Annotated in this window: 13 protein-coding genes and 2 riboswitches; of the genes, 10 read left to right on the forward strand and 3 right to left on the reverse strand. The window is 66.3% G+C overall.

The features are described from left to right. Positions 1-229: 229 nt before the first annotated feature. The 8 genes from K6142_RS12695 (at position 230) to thiE (ending at position 8,631) form a co-directional block, all read left to right on the forward strand. Positions 230-646 (forward strand): universal stress protein, encoded by a 417-nt coding sequence (locus K6142_RS12695; RefSeq protein WP_190244820.1) that lies wholly within the window; start codon positions 230-232, stop codon positions 644-646. Between the two features lie 320 nt (positions 647-966). Continuing rightward, positions 967-2,697 (forward strand): ABC transporter permease, encoded by a 1,731-nt coding sequence (locus K6142_RS12700; protein ID WP_190244819.1) that lies wholly within the window; start codon positions 967-969, stop codon positions 2,695-2,697. Between the two features lie 3 nt (positions 2,698-2,700). Continuing rightward, on the forward strand, positions 2,701-4,005 hold the full coding sequence (locus K6142_RS12705) for a nitrate/sulfonate/bicarbonate ABC transporter ATP-binding protein (protein WP_012611950.1): 1,305 nt from the start codon (positions 2,701-2,703) through the stop codon (positions 4,003-4,005). A gap of 53 nt (positions 4,006-4,058) precedes the next feature. Beyond that, a riboswitch (TPP riboswitch) is annotated at positions 4,059-4,162 on the forward strand. Between the two features lie 96 nt (positions 4,163-4,258). Beyond that, positions 4,259-4,364: riboswitch (TPP riboswitch) on the forward strand. Between the two features lie 74 nt (positions 4,365-4,438). Continuing rightward, positions 4,439-4,639 (forward strand): sulfur carrier protein ThiS, encoded by a 201-nt coding sequence (thiS, locus tag K6142_RS12710; protein WP_012611949.1) that lies wholly within the window; start codon positions 4,439-4,441, stop codon positions 4,637-4,639. Then, positions 4,639-5,439, forward strand: a complete 801-nt coding sequence (locus K6142_RS12715) for a thiazole synthase (protein WP_190244818.1) — start codon at positions 4,639-4,641, stop codon at positions 5,437-5,439. The genes thiS and K6142_RS12715 overlap by 1 nt, the downstream gene beginning before the upstream one ends. 268 nt (positions 5,440-5,707) lie before the next feature. Continuing rightward, positions 5,708-6,952 carry a 2-iminoacetate synthase ThiH gene (thiH, locus tag K6142_RS12720; protein ID WP_190244817.1) on the forward strand — a complete coding sequence of 415 codons (1,245 nt, stop codon included), beginning with the start codon at positions 5,708-5,710 and terminating at the stop codon, positions 6,950-6,952. A gap of 84 nt (positions 6,953-7,036) precedes the next feature. Next, a complete protein-coding gene (gene thiF / locus K6142_RS12725) occupies positions 7,037-7,657 on the forward strand; it encodes a sulfur carrier protein ThiS adenylyltransferase ThiF (protein ID WP_012611946.1) in 621 nt (206 codons plus the stop codon). A gap of 320 nt (positions 7,658-7,977) precedes the next feature. Next, positions 7,978-8,631: a thiamine phosphate synthase gene (thiE, locus tag K6142_RS12730; protein ID WP_190244816.1), complete on the forward strand. Its 654-nt coding sequence runs from the start codon at positions 7,978-7,980 to the stop codon at positions 8,629-8,631. Positions 8,632-8,913: 282 nt separating this feature from the next. Here the strand turns inward: thiE and K6142_RS12735 are convergent, their stop codons facing one another. The 3 genes from K6142_RS12735 to K6142_RS12745 form a co-directional block, all read right to left on the reverse strand. Beyond that, the gene (locus K6142_RS12735; RefSeq protein WP_190244815.1) at positions 8,914-9,915 is read right to left on the reverse strand and encodes a calcium-binding protein; all 1,002 of its coding nucleotides are present in this window, start codon (positions 9,913-9,915) and stop codon (positions 8,914-8,916) included. Between the two features lie 311 nt (positions 9,916-10,226). Beyond that, positions 10,227-11,417 (reverse strand): EF-hand domain-containing protein, encoded by a 1,191-nt coding sequence (locus tag K6142_RS12740; RefSeq protein ID WP_190244814.1) that lies wholly within the window; start codon positions 11,415-11,417, stop codon positions 10,227-10,229. 291 nt (positions 11,418-11,708) lie between these two features. Then, positions 11,709-12,014, reverse strand: coding sequence for a helix-turn-helix domain-containing protein (locus tag K6142_RS12745; protein WP_190244813.1), 306 nt, complete (start codon positions 12,012-12,014; stop codon positions 11,709-11,711). A gap of 499 nt (positions 12,015-12,513) precedes the next feature. Between K6142_RS12745 and K6142_RS12750 the strand changes: the two genes are divergently transcribed. Together K6142_RS12750 and K6142_RS12755 are read left to right on the forward strand one after the other, a co-directional pair. Continuing rightward, positions 12,514-14,262, forward strand: a complete 1,749-nt coding sequence (locus tag K6142_RS12750; protein WP_190244812.1) for a methyl-accepting chemotaxis protein — start codon at positions 12,514-12,516, stop codon at positions 14,260-14,262. Positions 14,263-14,311: 49 nt separating this feature from the next. After that, positions 14,312-14,806: a chemotaxis protein CheW gene (locus tag K6142_RS12755; RefSeq protein WP_012611940.1), complete on the forward strand. Its 495-nt coding sequence runs from the start codon at positions 14,312-14,314 to the stop codon at positions 14,804-14,806. Positions 14,807-15,191: the final 385 nt, after the last annotated feature.

Here is a 15,191-nt window from a genome sequence, read left to right on the forward strand (position 1 = left end):
GTCGTATAGAAAGAATAGGGAGAGTGCCTGCTTTCCCCCTGCGTCCGCGCCTGTTCCCTTTGTCACGAAGTCGGCCTGTCCTCTCCCGTGATTTCTCCTTCGCTGCTCTTTCCCGCCGACGCCCGCTCTGCCTGACGCTTCACGGACGCTTCCTCCGCTGCCACGCGTGCCGCCCGCTGGGGTGCGGCCCGCTTTGCCCGGAACGCCGGAACACCGGAAAGGAGGAGCCATGAAGATTCTCGTTGCCGTCGATTCGTCGCAGTTTTCCGAAAAGGCCCTGGCCAAGGCGGTGGAGCTTGCCCAGAAGGGCGGCGCGGAACTGATCGCCCTTGCCGTGGCCGAACAGCCTCTGGACATGGGCGAAATTGCCGTCCCCGTCGACCTTTCCACCCACTACAAGGCCGTGGCCTCCAAGGCGCTGGACAAGGCCGCCGAAATCGCCAAGGCCAAGGGCGTGACCCTGCGCCCGGTGCTGGAAGGTGGCAGTTCGCCCGCCGACAACATCATCGAACTGGCCAAGAAGGAAGGCGTGGACCTGATCGTCACCGGCAGCCGTGGCCGCACGGGGCTTGAAAAGTTCCTGCTGGGCAGCGTGGCCTCCAAGGTGGTGTCGCACGCCGTCTGCTCGGTTCTGGTCGTGCGCTGACGCGCATCCCCGGATCGGCACTGATGGTGCGCTGACGCGCACTTGCGTCAACCGTTTCGCATCGCCTCGGGGCGCGGGCAACACCGCGCCCCGTTCGCGTTTTGCGGCGGCAGGGGCGGGGCCGGGGCGCCTTTGCCACATCAGGCAATCCGGCACGCTGCCGTTGCCGTTCCGTCGTCATGCCGCGGTGTTGCCGGAACATGGTTTCGGACCGGGGCGCCATGCCCGCATCGGCGCTTGCCAAAAACGCCGCCGAAGCGTACCCGCGCAGTGGGGCCGTGCGCCGTGGCCCCGAAACCGCCGCAACAAGGGCAGGGCGCATGGCACAGCAACGCATTTTCGCCTCCGCGACCCGGCAGGAAGAACCCACCCGCTGGCTGGACGTGTTCGGCCTGCTGTTCGTGGCCGGGGCACTGGGCCTGGGCATCTGGTTTGCCCTCGCGCATCGCCATGCCGCGGCAGGGCCGGACATTTCCCTCGCCCCGGCCATGCTGCCGCGCTACGCCGCGTACTCGGTGGGCCGCATGTTCATGGCCTACCTGCTCTCCATGCTCTTTTCGCTGGGCTACGGCACGCTGGCCGCGCGTTCGCGCCGGGCCGGGCCGGTGCTGCTGGCCGTGCTGGACATCCTGCAAAGCGTGCCCATCCTGTCCTTCCTGCCCGTGGTGCTGCTGAGCCTTTCCGCCGTGCTGCCCCAGGCCGTGGCGGTGGAAGCGGCATCCGTGGTGCTCATCTTCACCAGCCAGGCCTGGAACATCACCTTTGCCTGGTATCAGGCCCAGACCACCCTGCCCGGCGACCTGCGCGAGGCCGTGTCGGGCTACCGCATGGGCGCGTGGCAGCGCTTTCGCACCCTGGACCTGCCCTTTGCCGGGGTGAGCCTGCTGTGGAACAGCATCATGAGCTGGGCGGGCGGCTGGTTCTTTCTCATGGCGGCGGAAATGTTCACCGTGGGCAGCCGCGACTTCCGCCTGCCGGGCCTTGGCTCCTACCTTCAGGAGGCCGCCGCCCGCGAGGACACCCCCGCCATCCTCATGGGCCTCGGCACCATGATGGTGGTCATCGTCACGCTGGACCAGCTGGTGTGGCGGCCCTTGCTGGCCTGGGGCGAGCGCTTCAAGCTGACCATGGTGGCCGAGGACGAGCAGCCTGAATCGTGGTTTCTCGACCTGCTGCGGGCCGCCCGCCGCATGGCCCCGGTGCGCGCGCTGCTGGAGCGGGTGCTGGCCCCGGCGGCGGAAGCCGTGGACGCGTGGCTGATCCGCCGCTTTCCCCCGTCGGGAGAGAGCATGGACGTGGTCCGCCACGATCCGTGGGCGGGCCGTCTGTTCGGGGTGTTGCTGTTCGGCTGCGTGGCCTTCGGCCTGTGGAAGGGCAGCGGCCTGCTGCTTCAGGTGGCCCCGGAAAGCTGGCGCGACATCGTCATCGGCATTGCCGCCACCTTTTTGCGGGTCATGGCGGCCATGGCCGTGGCCCTGGCCTGGACCCTGCCGGTGGGCGTGCTCATCGGCACCAATGCCCGCCTTGCGCGGGTGTTGCAGCCTGTGGTCCAGATCGCCGCGTCCATCCCGGCCACGGCGCTGTTTCCGGTGTTCCTGATGGTGCTGGTGGACGTGACCCACGGCCTGAACGCGGCGGCGGTGCTGCTGATGCTGCTGGGCACCCAGTGGTACCTGCTGTTCAACATCATTGCCGGGGCGTCTTCCATCCCGCGCGACCTCAAGGACACCGCCGCGCTCATCGGCCTTTCGCGCGCGCAGCAGTGGCGCACCCTGATCCTGCCCGCGCTGTTCCCGTACATCGTCACCGGGGCCATCACGGCCAGCGGCGGGGCGTGGAACGCCAGCATCGTTTCCGAGTACGTGTCCTTCGGGGGGCGCACGCTCAGCGCCACGGGCATCGGGGCCATCATCGCCCGCGCCACGGCCGAGGGCGACTTTCCCCTGCTGTTCGCGGGCACGCTGAGCATGATCGTCACCGTGGTGGGCTTCAACCGGCTGGTGTGGCGGCGCCTGTACCGCCTGGCCGAAGAACGTTTTCGCATGGAGTAGGGCATGCACGCACCTCTCGTCACCCTGCGCGGCCTTGGCAAGGCATACGGCAGCGGCGCGCGCCGCTTCACCGCCGTGTCCGGCGTCAACCTGGAAATCGCCGAGGGCGAATTCGTGGCGCTGCTGGGGCCGTCCGGCTGCGGCAAGTCCACCCTTTTGCGTATGATCACCGGCCTCATCGCCCCCACCGAGGGCGAGGTGCTGTACCGGGGCGGGCGGCTGGAAGGGGTGAACCCCCACGCCACCATCGTGTTCCAGACCTTTGCCCTGTTTCCGTGGCTGACCGTGCAGGAAAACGTGGAAGTGGTGCTGAAGGCGCGCGGCGTGCCCCCGCGCGTGCGCGCCCGGCGCGCCCTGGACCTGCTGGACAGGGTGGGGCTGGCGGGCTTCGACAACGCCTACCCGCGCGAGCTTTCCGGCGGCATGCGCCAGAAGGTGGGCTTTGCCCGGGCCATGGCCGTGGAACCGGAACTGCTGTGCCTGGACGAGCCGTTTTCCGCCCTGGACGTGCTGTCGGCGGAAACGCTGCGCGGCGAACTGCTGGAACTGTGGACCAGCGGCAAGATTCCCACCCGGGCCATCCTGATGGTGTCGCACAATATCGACGAGGCGGTGTTCATGGCCGACCGCATCGTGATCATGGACAAGGACCCCGGCCACATCGTGCGCGTGATGCCCGTGGACCTGCCCCACCCGCGCCAGCGCAAGTCGCCGGAGTATCTGGCCTTCGTGGACCGGGTATACGCCCTGCTGGCGGGCCAGACCCTGACCGAGGACGAGGAACTGGGCACCGCCCCCGGCCAGCCCGGCCACACCCGCCGCCTGCCGGACCTGACCATCAACGAGATCGCCGGCCTTGTGGAGCGCATGGCCGACCAGCCCTCCCACGGCGCGGACATCTACCGCCTGACCGAGGAACTGCACGTGTCGTCCGACTACCTGCTGAAGGTCATCGAGGCGGCGGAACTGCTGGGCTTCGTCACCATCCGCGCGGGTGACATGGAACTGACCCCGCTGGGCGAAACCTTTGCCGAGGCGTCCATCCTGGCCCGCAAGGAGATATTCGGTTCGCGCCTGCGCCGCCTGCCGCTGGTGGTCTGGCTGCTGGACCTGCTGCGGGCCAGCGGCAACCGCCAGATCAAGTTCGAGGTGGCGGAGACGGCCCTGTCGCTGGAATTTCCCCGGGCAGAGGCGGCTCGCCAGGTGGAGACCATGATCAACTGGGGCCGCTACGCCGAAATCTTGTCGTACGACGACAACAGCGAGGTCATCCTGCTGGAGCCGGAGGGCGGGGTGCATCTGGAATGACGACTGCCGCCGATTAACGCTTTACATCCCCCAGTGCCGGGGGTATTGATCGCTTATTCAGCTAGGGGAGCCCGTAGGGCTGAGAGTGGAGCACGCCTCCAGACCCTCTGAACCTGAAGCAGTTCACACTGCCGTAGGGAAGCTGAGCGTACCGCGCCCGAAATGCCGGAAACGCCCGTCCACCCTGCGACGGGCGTTTTTTTGTTCGCCCGCCGCAAGGATGCATGACAGGCCGCACGGCGGGCGCGCCATAACGCGAAGCTGGGGGAGCCCGCACGGGCTGAGAGGGAAGGGCAACCTTCCGACCCCGAGAACCTGATGCAGGTCATCCTGCCGTAGGGAAGCTTCCTCGCCTTCGGGCCATCAAAGGGGAGCTTGCCATTCGCAGGCTCCCTTCGCTTTCTCGAACGTCGCGGCAGCGGAGATTACGGCAATGACGATACGCGTGAACGGACAGCAGATGGAATGCGAAACCGGCACGACGCTGCTCCAGTTGCTGGAGCAGATGGCCCTGCGGCCCGAGGCCGTGGTGGTCGAGCGCAACCGCGCCATCGTGAAGTCCGGGGAGTACGGGGCCACCCGGCTCGATCAGGGAGACGAACTCGAACTACTGCACTTCGTGGGAGGGGGCTAGTGACGCACGACACGCACGACAATGACGCGCTGGTGATCGGAGGGACGGCCCTGACGAGCCGCCTCTTCATCGGCACCGGCAAGTACGGCACCGACTCCCTCATCCCTGACGTGGCCGGGGCCTCGGGCTCCCAGGTCATCACCGTGGCGCTGCGGCGCGTGGACCTGGCCAACCCCAGGTCCAACGTGCTGGCCCACATTCCGCCGCACATGCGGCTGCTGCCGAACACCTCCGGCGCGCGGACGGCCGAAGAGGCCGTCCGCATCGCCCGGCTGGCGCAGGCCGCCGGGTGCGGCAACTGGATCAAGATCGAGGTCATTTCCGACAGCCGTTTCCTGCTGCCGGACGGCTACGCCACGGCCCGCGCCACGGAAGCGCTGGCCAAGGAGGGCTTCGTGGTGCTGCCGTACATGAACCCCGACCTGTACGTTGCGCGCGACCTGGTCAACGCCGGGGCCGCCGCCGTCATGCCGCTGGGCGCGCCCATCGGCACCAACCGGGGGCTGCGCACGGCAGAGATGATCGGCGTGCTCATCGAGGAAGTCGACCTGCCGGTCATCGTGGACGCGGGCATCGGCAAGCCCTCGCAGGCCTGCGAGGCCATGGAGATGGGTGCCGCCGCGTGCCTGGTGAACACGGCCATCGCCACGGCGGGCAATCCGGTGGCCATGGCCCGCGCCTTTGGAGAGGCGGTGCGCGCCGGACGCGCGGCATACCTTTCGGGCGCGGGGCCGGTGGTCACGGCGACTGTAGACGGTGCCAGCGCCTCGTCGCCGCTGACGGGCTTTCTGGGGGAATAGCGGCGAAGGGGCGGGCATCGCGGCGGGGCGGCGACCAATACGGCCCCCGGGCTGCCAGTCGGACTGCCCGATCAGGCGGATTTGGCCGGACCTGCCGGACCTGGCGGACCTAGCGGACCTGCCCGGCCAGCCTGTCTGGCCTGCCTGTCCGGTCTGCCGGGCCTGTCTGCCTGACCCGTCTGTCTGGCCGTTTTGTTTGTTCCGTCTGTCCGGCCAGTCTGGTCGCCTTTATCCCGCGTTCGCTTTATTCCCGCACAAGGAGCAGGACATGAGCATGTACGACGTGGTCCGCGAATGGACCCCCCGCGTGGCGGACGCACCCCTGCGCGCCTTCATGGACGCCGCCACGCCGGACGACGTGGCCCGCGTGCTGCGCAAGGAACGCCTTTCCCCGCACGACCTGCTGACCCTGCTTTCCCCGGCGGCGTCCACCCGACTGGAGGCCATGGCCCTTCGCGCCCGAGATCTGACGGTGCGCCACTTCGGGCGCACCATCCAGCTGTTCACCCCGCTGTACCTTTCCAACCACTGCACCAACCAGTGCCGGTACTGCGGCTTCAACGCGCGCAACCACATCCCCCGCCAGCGCCTGACGGACGAGGAAATCCTGGCCGAGGGCCGGGCCATTGCCGCCACCGGGCTGCGCCACCTGCTGCTGCTTACCGGCGATGCGCGCCACGTTTCCGGGCCGGACTACATCGCCCACGCCGCACGCCTGCTGGCCCCGCTGTTCCCTTCGCAGTCGGTGGAGGTCTATTCGCTGTCGGACGAGGAATACGCGCTGCTGGTGGACGCGGGCATCGACGGCATGACCATGTTCCAGGAAACCTACAACGAGGCCCTGTACCCGGAACTGCACCCCGCAGGCCCCAAGCGCGACTATCATTTCCGACTGGACGCGCCGGAGCGCGCCGCCCGCGCGGGCATGCGCGGCGTGGGGCTTGGCGCGCTGCTGGGGCTGGACGACTGGCGGCGCGACGCCTTCTTCACCGCGCTGCACGGCCACTGGCTGCAACGCCGGTATCCCCATGTGGACGCAAGCTTTTCCGTGCCGCGCCTGCGTCCGCACGCCGGGGCCTTCCAGCCAGCGCACGCGGTATCCGACCGCGACCTGGTGCAGGTCATTCTGGCGTATCGCATCTTCATGCCCAGCGCGGGCATTACCGTTTCCACCCGCGAGCGGGCGGGCCTGCGCGACAACCTGATCCCCCTCGGGGTCACCCGCATGTCCGCCGGGGTGAGCACCGCTGTCGGTGGTCACGCCGGACATAAGGATACGGAAGGACAGGGAGATGGGGACGGCGCCACCCCGCAGTTCGAGATTTCCGACCCGCGCAGTGCCGACGAAATGGCCGCCGCCATTGCCGCGCACGGCTACCAGCCGGTGTACAAGGACTGGGAATCGGTGCTGGACGGCGGGTATGGGTGTGGGATAGCGTGCGCCGCGCGACGCACCCCGTCCGGTGAACCTGTTGGGGCACCTGCCCCGGCAGCCCCCCGCGCCACGGCCTGACGCCTTCCTTATAAGGCAGGGAGTGCGCACGGGACGGAAAAGACGGGGCATCCGCGCCGCAATCCCCCCTCTTCAGGAGCTTTCGTGAGCATTCTTTCCGATGGTCTCGCCCGGTATCTCGAACATGACCACCTTGAACGCCTGGCCGCGGCCCGCGTGGGCATTGCCGGGGCAGGGGGCCTGGGCTCCAACTGCGCCGCCATGCTGGTGCGCAGCGGCCTGCGCCGTCTGGTGGTGGCCGACCGCGACGTGGTCGAACCCTCAAATCTCAATCGCCAGCAGTACCAGCCGTTCCATCTCGGCAAGTCCAAGGTGGACGCGCTTGCCGAAAGCCTGCGCGTCATAGAGCCGCGTCTGGTGGTCACCGCCCGGCGTGTGGACCTGACCCCCACCAACGTGGCCGACGTGTTCGCGGGCTGCGACATCCTGGTGGAAGCCCTGGACGACCCGGAGGCCAAGCGCATGTTCGTGGAGGCCGCGCTGGAAATGGGCGCCTTCGTGGTGTCCGCCTCCGGCATGGGCGGCTGGGGCGGCCCGGCCATGCAGATGCGCCGCATGGGCGACCGCATGGTGCTGGTGGGCGACTTCACCAGCGAGGTGGGCCACGACCTGCCCCCGCTGGCCCCGCGCGTGACCATGGCGGCGGCCATGCAGGCGGATGCGGTACTGCACCACATACTCGGCCCCTGCCCCGGTTTTGTGTAATCGGCGTCAGGGCGGGCATATGCTGCGTCAAACAGGCTTTCCGCGCGGGTCACGTACCGAAGACGTACGCTCCCCTTGCGGAAAGCCTGTTTTCCTTGCCTCTACCCACCCTGACGCCGATTACAGGCGGGGTGCCGGTTCGCGGTGGGGCCATATGCAGCGTCAAGCCGACTTTCCCTGCCGCTGACCCCGCCGCGCGCGTTACGCAGGTTGCGCAGGGGCGGTAGGGGCAGGTGTTTTATGGACTTATAACTGGCTTTGATGACTTGGTATTCTGCGGAGCCCGAAAGCTCAGTTCTTCCCCAAAAAAGGAGCATCCCATGCCGCGCATCCTTCCCGGCAGCACGCCGGAAGCCGACATCTACTGCCTGACCGATGACGGGCTGTCGCGGGGGCGGTCCGCCGTGGACGTGGTGGACGCCATGCTGCGCGGCGGCGCGCGCATCGTGCAGTACCGCGAGAAGGACAAGCACGCCGGTGAGATGCTGCGCGAGTGCATGGAACTGCGCCGCATGACCCGCGAGGCCGGGGCCTGTTTCATCGTCAACGACCACGTGGACATCGCCATGCTGTGCGATGCCGACGGGGTGCACGTGGGGCAGGAGGACCTGCCCGTGCAGGCGGTGCGGCAACTGGTGGGGCCGGGGCGCATCATCGGGCTGTCCACCCATTCGCCGGAGCAGGCCCGCGCCGCCGTTGCAAGCGGGGCGGACTACATCGGCGTGGGGCCCATTTTCGCCACCAGGACCAAGAAGGACGTCTGCGCGCCCGTTGGCTTCGAATACCTGGACTGGGTGGTGGCCAACATTGCGCTGCCGTTCGTGGCCATTGGCGGCATCAAGCTGCACAACGTCGGGCAGGTGGCCGCGCACGGCGCGCGGTGCTGCGCGCTGGTCTCGGAAATCGTGGGCGCGGACAATGTTGCCGCCCGCTTCGCGGAAGCCCGTGCGGCCATGGGTGCGGCGCGGGGGTAGTCTGTCCCGACGCTCCGGCAGCCGCGCCGGGGCAGCCCGTTTCCTTCGGCACCCTGCGCTCCGGCATGTTTGCGTACCGTCTTGCCAAGGTCGTGCACCCTGCGCATTCTGGGCGTCCTGCTCAGCCTGCGGAGTGCCTCCTTCGTTTTTTCCTTCTTTTCGTATCCGCAATGCACGCAAAAACGCGGCGCTCCCGAAAGGGCAGCGCCGCGTTGTTCATTGCGTGCAGCAACGGTGCGGTGGCCACGACGGACAGGAAGCCCGCCGTCAGGTGACTTCCTCTTAGGCGATTTCTTCCAGCAGGCCGGAGACGCCAGCGGACGTGCTTGTCGCATCCGCAGTGGCGAACAGGCTGGCGAAGTCGAAGCCGCCCGCGCTGCCGTAGGCGTTCATGGCCCGACGCAGTTCGGCGGTGGAAGTGTCGGACCCGTTCTCGCCGCGCGCCAGGCGCAAGGCATCGGCGTAACCGGGGATGGCGGCGGCCAGTTCCTCGGTGGAAATCATGCCGTCCTTGTTGGTGTCCAGCTCGTCGTAGTCCTCGTCCTCGTCGTCCCCCGCATCCGAGCCCGTGCCCGACGCGCCGCTTGCGGCACCCCCCGAAAGAACGCCGGAGGCGGAGCCGGAGCCTTGCGCCGTCAGGCTGGAGTCCGTGGAGGACGTGGAGCCGCCCTTTAGCGCCGTGGTCAGTTCATCGCCGCTGATCACCCCGTCGCCGTCCAGATCGAACTGGTTGAAGGTGTCCTCTTCCAGCCCGGTTTCCTCGGCGGTCAGGCCACCACTCTTGTCGGTGTCGGCAAGGCCCATGATCATGGCCGAAAGCGAGGCATAGGCCTGCGCGGCGGCGTCGGACGCGGCAGTTGTGTCCACCGAAAGCGTGCCGTCGTCGCCGATGCTGGCCACGCCCGACTTCAGGGCGGCTTCAAGCTCGAAGCCGGTCACGGTGCCGTCGCCGTCGGTGTCCAGGGCGTTGAACGAATCCTGCTCCAGCCCCGATTCCTTCAGCGAAAGTCCGCCGTTGACGTCCTTGTCCAGTTGGCCCAGCAGCGATGCTGTCTGCGCGAAGGCAGTGCCCTGATCGCCCTCTTTCATCATGGCGATGAGCTTGTCGCGGTTGCTGAACAGCCCGCTTGCCTGGGTGGTGCCTTCATCGTCGTCCGACCCGCCGAACAGGCTGGCCAGTGACGATGTGGCGCTTTGGGTAATCTGCGACGTCTGGTCGCTGCCCCAGGACGCCAGCAATTCCTGTAGCGTGGAACTGCTGGAACTTATTCCCGATATGCTCATGAGTACCTCCTATCGTACCTCATGTGCGCAGCGCCGTGCTCGCCCGCAGCCCGAGGGCAGGAAAAGCGTGCCGCACCATGCGGCACGGCGCTGAAAAAGCAAGAATCGCACCAACGGCAAGGCTTGCCGGGCGGTGCGAAGGGCGCTGCGAAGGGCGGTGCGAAGGGCGCTGCGGGTAATGCCGGGCATGGCGGGCCAGCAAGCGCACCGGGCTAGATGGGCGTCTGTTCGCAAGGCTGGCCGGGGGCATGGCGTGATGGGCCGCAACAAGCCCCCGGCAAGCGATGTGTGTGCGAGGTGGCTGGCCAGTGCTAGGCGTTTCCTGCTGCCCCCGTGGCTGCCTGGGCCGCTTCGGTGGCGGCTGCGTCCGCCAGCACGTCTGCGATGTCGCCAACAGTGGAACTGTCCGCCGTGGCGGTGCCTGCGTCGCCCGATGCGGAACCGCCAGTTGCCGCAACGGCACCAGAGGTGTCGGTGGTGGTGCCCGTGCTGCCGGTGGGGGCGGTTTCGAACAGGGCGGTCATCAGGCCGCCCATGTTGCCCTCGTACCGTTCCACGGCTTCGCGCGCGGCCATGCCGTAGGCCTTGCGCCCGTAGTTGCTGCGCGCCACGGAACTCAGCGCGTGCAGGGCGCCCATGACGTCCAGCATCTGTTGCAGCGACCCGCCGAATTCATTGGCGGTGACGCTGCCGTCGCCGTCGGTGTCGAGCTGCGCAAAGCGGTTCTGGTCAAGGCCGGATTCCGACTGCGACAGGCTGCCGTTGTCGTCGGCGTCCAGGCGCTCCACGATGCGCAGGGCAATGCGCGAGGCCATGGCCCCCACCGTGCCCGCCTGGGTGGACGCGGTGTCGGCGGCTGCTGCCCCGGCGGCGGTGGTTGCCGTGGTGTCCGTGCCGCCATCGGTCGTGTCGGCGGTGCCGGTGCCCTGCAGGGTGGCGGGGGCCGTCAGGCGCACGGCCAGTTTGCCGTCCAGGGTGGCGGCGATGGCGCCCGCCAGCGCTGCGGTGGAAAGCTCGCCGGAAGAGAGCAGTCCGTCGCCGTCGGTGTCCAGGCTGGTGAACACGTCGCCCGCAAGGCCGGTTTCCGCGGCGGAGAGTGCGCCGTCGCCGTCGGCATCGCCCTTTTCGATGAGCAGCCCGGCCACCGCTGACGCCTGTTCCGCCGTTGGTCCTGTTGTCGCGGTGGGCGCGGGCGTCTCGCCCGTGCCGGTTTCGGTGCCGGTGTCCGACCGCATCAGGTCTATCAGTTCATCGCGCTTGCTGCGCAGCCCTGCGCGCAACTCGCGACTGCTGACCGCGCCGTCGCCGTTCTTGTCCAGGGCGGCGAATGCCGACTCGGACAGTTGCGACTCTGTGGCGGAAAGGCTGCCGTCGTCGTCGGCATCCAGTTCCTCCATCATGGCGCTGGCCAGGCGGGCTGTGGTCCTGCCCACCCCCCTGCCCCTGCCGTGCCACGGGTCCCACCCGCTGCTGGAGATTCCTCCGTGGTTCTCGATGTTCATGCGTCCTCCGTCTGCCCTCCCAGGTCTGCCCGGGGCATGGCCCCGGGTATCAAGCCGCAACACGAACGGCGGCGGAAGGTTTTGCCCGTTTTCCGGGCTGCGCGGCACAACGCAAGTTCTGTTCCGGGGGCGTTATTTTCCGTCCCGGGACAACGGCAGGCCCGTCGCGTCGCGCTGGTGGGCGCCTGCCGCGCGAATTGGCGGGAGAAGGGCGAAAGGGGCAGAAGGGCAACTGCCCGCGCATGCCACAGGGGCAATCCCGCCGGGTAGGCGGAGAGATGCATGTGCCGTTCAGCAGTCGTCGGATTCGTCCTCCGGCGTTGCGGCAGCCAGGCGCAGAGGAGTGCTGGCGGCGTGGTCGGGGAAGGCCCTGCCGATGAGTCTGCCCGGCGGCATTCCCATGGCCTCGGCAATGGCAAGGATGTTCAGCAGGCAGAGATTGCGCTCGCCTCGTTCCACACCGCCGATGTATGTGCGGTGCAACTCCACTCTTTCGGCCAACTGTTCCTGTGACCAGCCAAGTGATTCCCGAATCTGGCGAATTGTCGTTCCCAGTGCCATAAGTTGTTGTTTTTCTAGGGTAGAGTATCCTGGCATGGCTTCCTCCGTTGGCTGAAAGAATCCATTCAGGTTCTGCGTTGACGACTATAAGTCTACAGACTATAAGTATCACACACCGTCTTTGATTCATAAGGCCATGTATTCAAAATTCTATTGCAGTGGAGAGAGCGGAGCATTGATTTGTGCGCTCTGTCTGTAAGCATGTGTTTTTTGGATGATGCGTCCTGTGTATCTTTATCATTGGTTGTATGAAATTTTTTGTTGCGTGCGCAATATCCATGCACAAGTAGCAATGCGGCAAGGAATACTCATTTTTTTAGTGTTGATTAAGGATTCTGTGTATTTTTTTGATGCATGAAATTGTGCGTATACTTGATATCTATTTTATTTATAGGGATCGGACTAATTCAAAATATCTTTATGATCAAACGTGTTTTTGAATTTTTGCATGACATCGTATTGTTTGCTGCCAAAATGTATAATTAGGTGTTAGGGGCGTAGAAGGAGTGTGTTGGAAGACGTTTGGGAGTGTATCATGACGTTGAAGGGAAAGTTGATTTCAAGCTTTGCTGTTTTGATTGTTCTTATTGCTGGTGTTGGCGGGTATTCTTCTGTGCAATTACGTGAAATTTTTGGAGATGTTGTAGAGCTTACGCAAAACTGGATGCCCAGTATAAAGATTGTCGGAGATATCCGCGTCAACCTGAACGAAGTTCGGCGTCAGCAGTTGCAGCACGTCATTGCGCAGGATGACTCCGTCATGGAGGACATCGAGCGTAACCTGAAGGCCATCAATGGCCGGCGGCTGGCCAACAGCAGCATGTACGAGAAGCTGATCTCTTCGCCCGAGGAACGTGCGGCTTTTCGGGAGTACAACGCGAATTTCGAGCAGTACCTGTCCGGGTTGGACAAGATGATGGCCCTTTCGCGCCAGAAGCGTACGGAAGAGGCCATGGCCCTGGATGTGAAGGAATTGCGGCCCGCCTATGAAGCCGCCGCTGCCGCCCTGCGCCGTTGTGTGGAAATGAACGACAAGGGGTCCAAGGATTCCGGCGATGCCGCAGGCAACCGTGTTTCAACCACCCAGCAGGTCAGCATCGCCCTGGTTGCCGTTGCCCTGCTGATTGGCGTTGGGGCCGCCGTGTTCCTGATCCGCTCCACCCTCAACCAGCTTGGGGAAGACCCCGGCTACTTGCAGGGTGTTTCGACAGAGATCGCCGCAGGCAACCTGAACGTGAGCTTCCGTTCCGAACGGCACTTGTCCGGGGTGTATCAGGCCATGCAGGCCATGGTGGCCACCCTCAAGGGCAAGATTGCCGAGGCCGACGAGAAGACCGTGTTGGCCGAGGCCAAGGAACGCGAGGCCATGGTCGCCACCGCCGCGGCGGAAGAAGCCCGCAAGCAGGCGGAAAACGCCAAGCGCGAAGGCATGATCCAGGCCGCCCAGAAGCTGGAAGGCGTGGTGGAGGTGGTGTCCTCTGCCTCCGAAGAGCTTTCCGCCCAGATCGAACAGTCTGACCGGGGCGCGGAAGAGCAGTCCAAGCGCGTGGCCGAAACCGCCACGTCCATGGAAGAAATGAACGCCTCGGTGCTGGAAGTGGCCCGCAATGCGGGCACCGCCGCCACCTCGTCCGAAAACGCCCGCAACAAGGCCGAATCGGGCGCGGACATCGTGAACAGCGTGGTGCGCGAAATCTCGCAGGTGCAGCAGCAGTCCATGGACCTGAAGCGCGACATGGAAGACCTGGGCCGCCAGGCTGAGGCCATCGGCCAGATCATGAACGTCATCAGCGACATTGCCGACCAGACCAACCTGCTGGCGCTGAACGCCGCCATCGAGGCTGCCCGCGCCGGTGACGCCGGGCGCGGATTCGCCGTCGTCGCCGACGAGGTGCGCAAACTGGCCGAAAAGACCATGCAGGCCACCAGCGAGGTGGGCAGCGCCATCCGGGGCATCCAGCAGGGCGCCCAGAAGAACATGGACAACGTGGACCGCTCTGTGCGCGCCATCGAGGAAACCACCCGCCTGGCCCAGGACTCGGGCGCATCGCTGAAGGAAATCGTGGCGCTGGTGGATTCCGCCACCGACCAGGTGCGCGGCATTGCCACCGCCTCGGAGCAGCAGTCCGCAGCCAGCGAAGAGATCAACCGGGCAGTGGAGCAGGTCAGCACCATCTCTGCCGAGACGGCGCAGGCCATGCGCGAGGCGGCCAAGGCGGTGTCCGAACTGTCCAACCAGGCCCAGGTGCTGCGCCGCCTGGTCGAAGAACTGAAGCAGGCATAGGCGCGCCATGGAAGCTACCCAAGAAACCATCGCGTCCCTTGCATCGGGCATGTCCGGGGCATCCGGGCAATTCCGGCCGGGCGGGGGAGACGGCATGTTGCTGCAACTCGTCACCTTCACCCTGGGCGAAGAGGAGTTCGGCGTGGACATCCTGCGGGTGCAGGAGATCATCCGCATGATGCCGGTTACCCGCGTGCCCGCCGCGCCCTCGTTTGTCGAAGGCATCATCAACCTGCGCGGCAAGGTCATCCCCGTCATCGACATGCGGGCGCGCTTCGGCCTGCGGGCCGGGGCAGCGGACGAAAAGACCCGCATCATGGTGGTGGAAATGGAAGGCCGCGTGGCCGGGTTCATCGTGGATTCGGTGTCGCAGGTGCTGCGCCTGCCCGCCTCCACGGTAGAGGCCCCCCCTGCCGTCATCGAGGGGGGCGGCTCCGACTTCATTCGCGGCGTGGGCAAGCTGGAAGGGCGGCTGTTGCTGCTGCTCGACCTCGACCTGCTGCTGGGCGAAACCGAGAAGGCCGTGCTGGACGGCATCCGGTAGCAGGTTTCACTGACAGATTGCCTCGTGGGCGCGCCGTGAGAGCCGGTGCGCAAGCGATCCCCCGCCGTGCCAGGCGCGCGGCAACGCCCACGAGACATGTCGGACGCCGCCAGCCCGCCTTATTCCCCGACATGGCGGGTCCCCCCAAAGGCGGCGTACCGACCACGAGGGCGGAGCATAGGACATGCCCCGCCCTCGTGCCGTTTCGGGCGACGGATTTTCTTTTCGCGCCATGTGCCGCGAGCGCTCACGGTGACTGCGTCCGGGGCATGCGGCTGTGGCGCCCCGCGCAGGACGTTTCCGCCCCCGCCGCCCTGATTCCCCACCATGCCGCACACGATGGCAAGGCATTGCTGCTTGCGCCCGCCGGGACGTTTCTTGCGTG

It is taken from the genome of Nitratidesulfovibrio sp. SRB-5, from assembly GCF_019931275.1.
Taxonomy (GTDB): domain Bacteria; phylum Desulfobacterota; class Desulfovibrionia; order Desulfovibrionales; family Desulfovibrionaceae; genus Cupidesulfovibrio.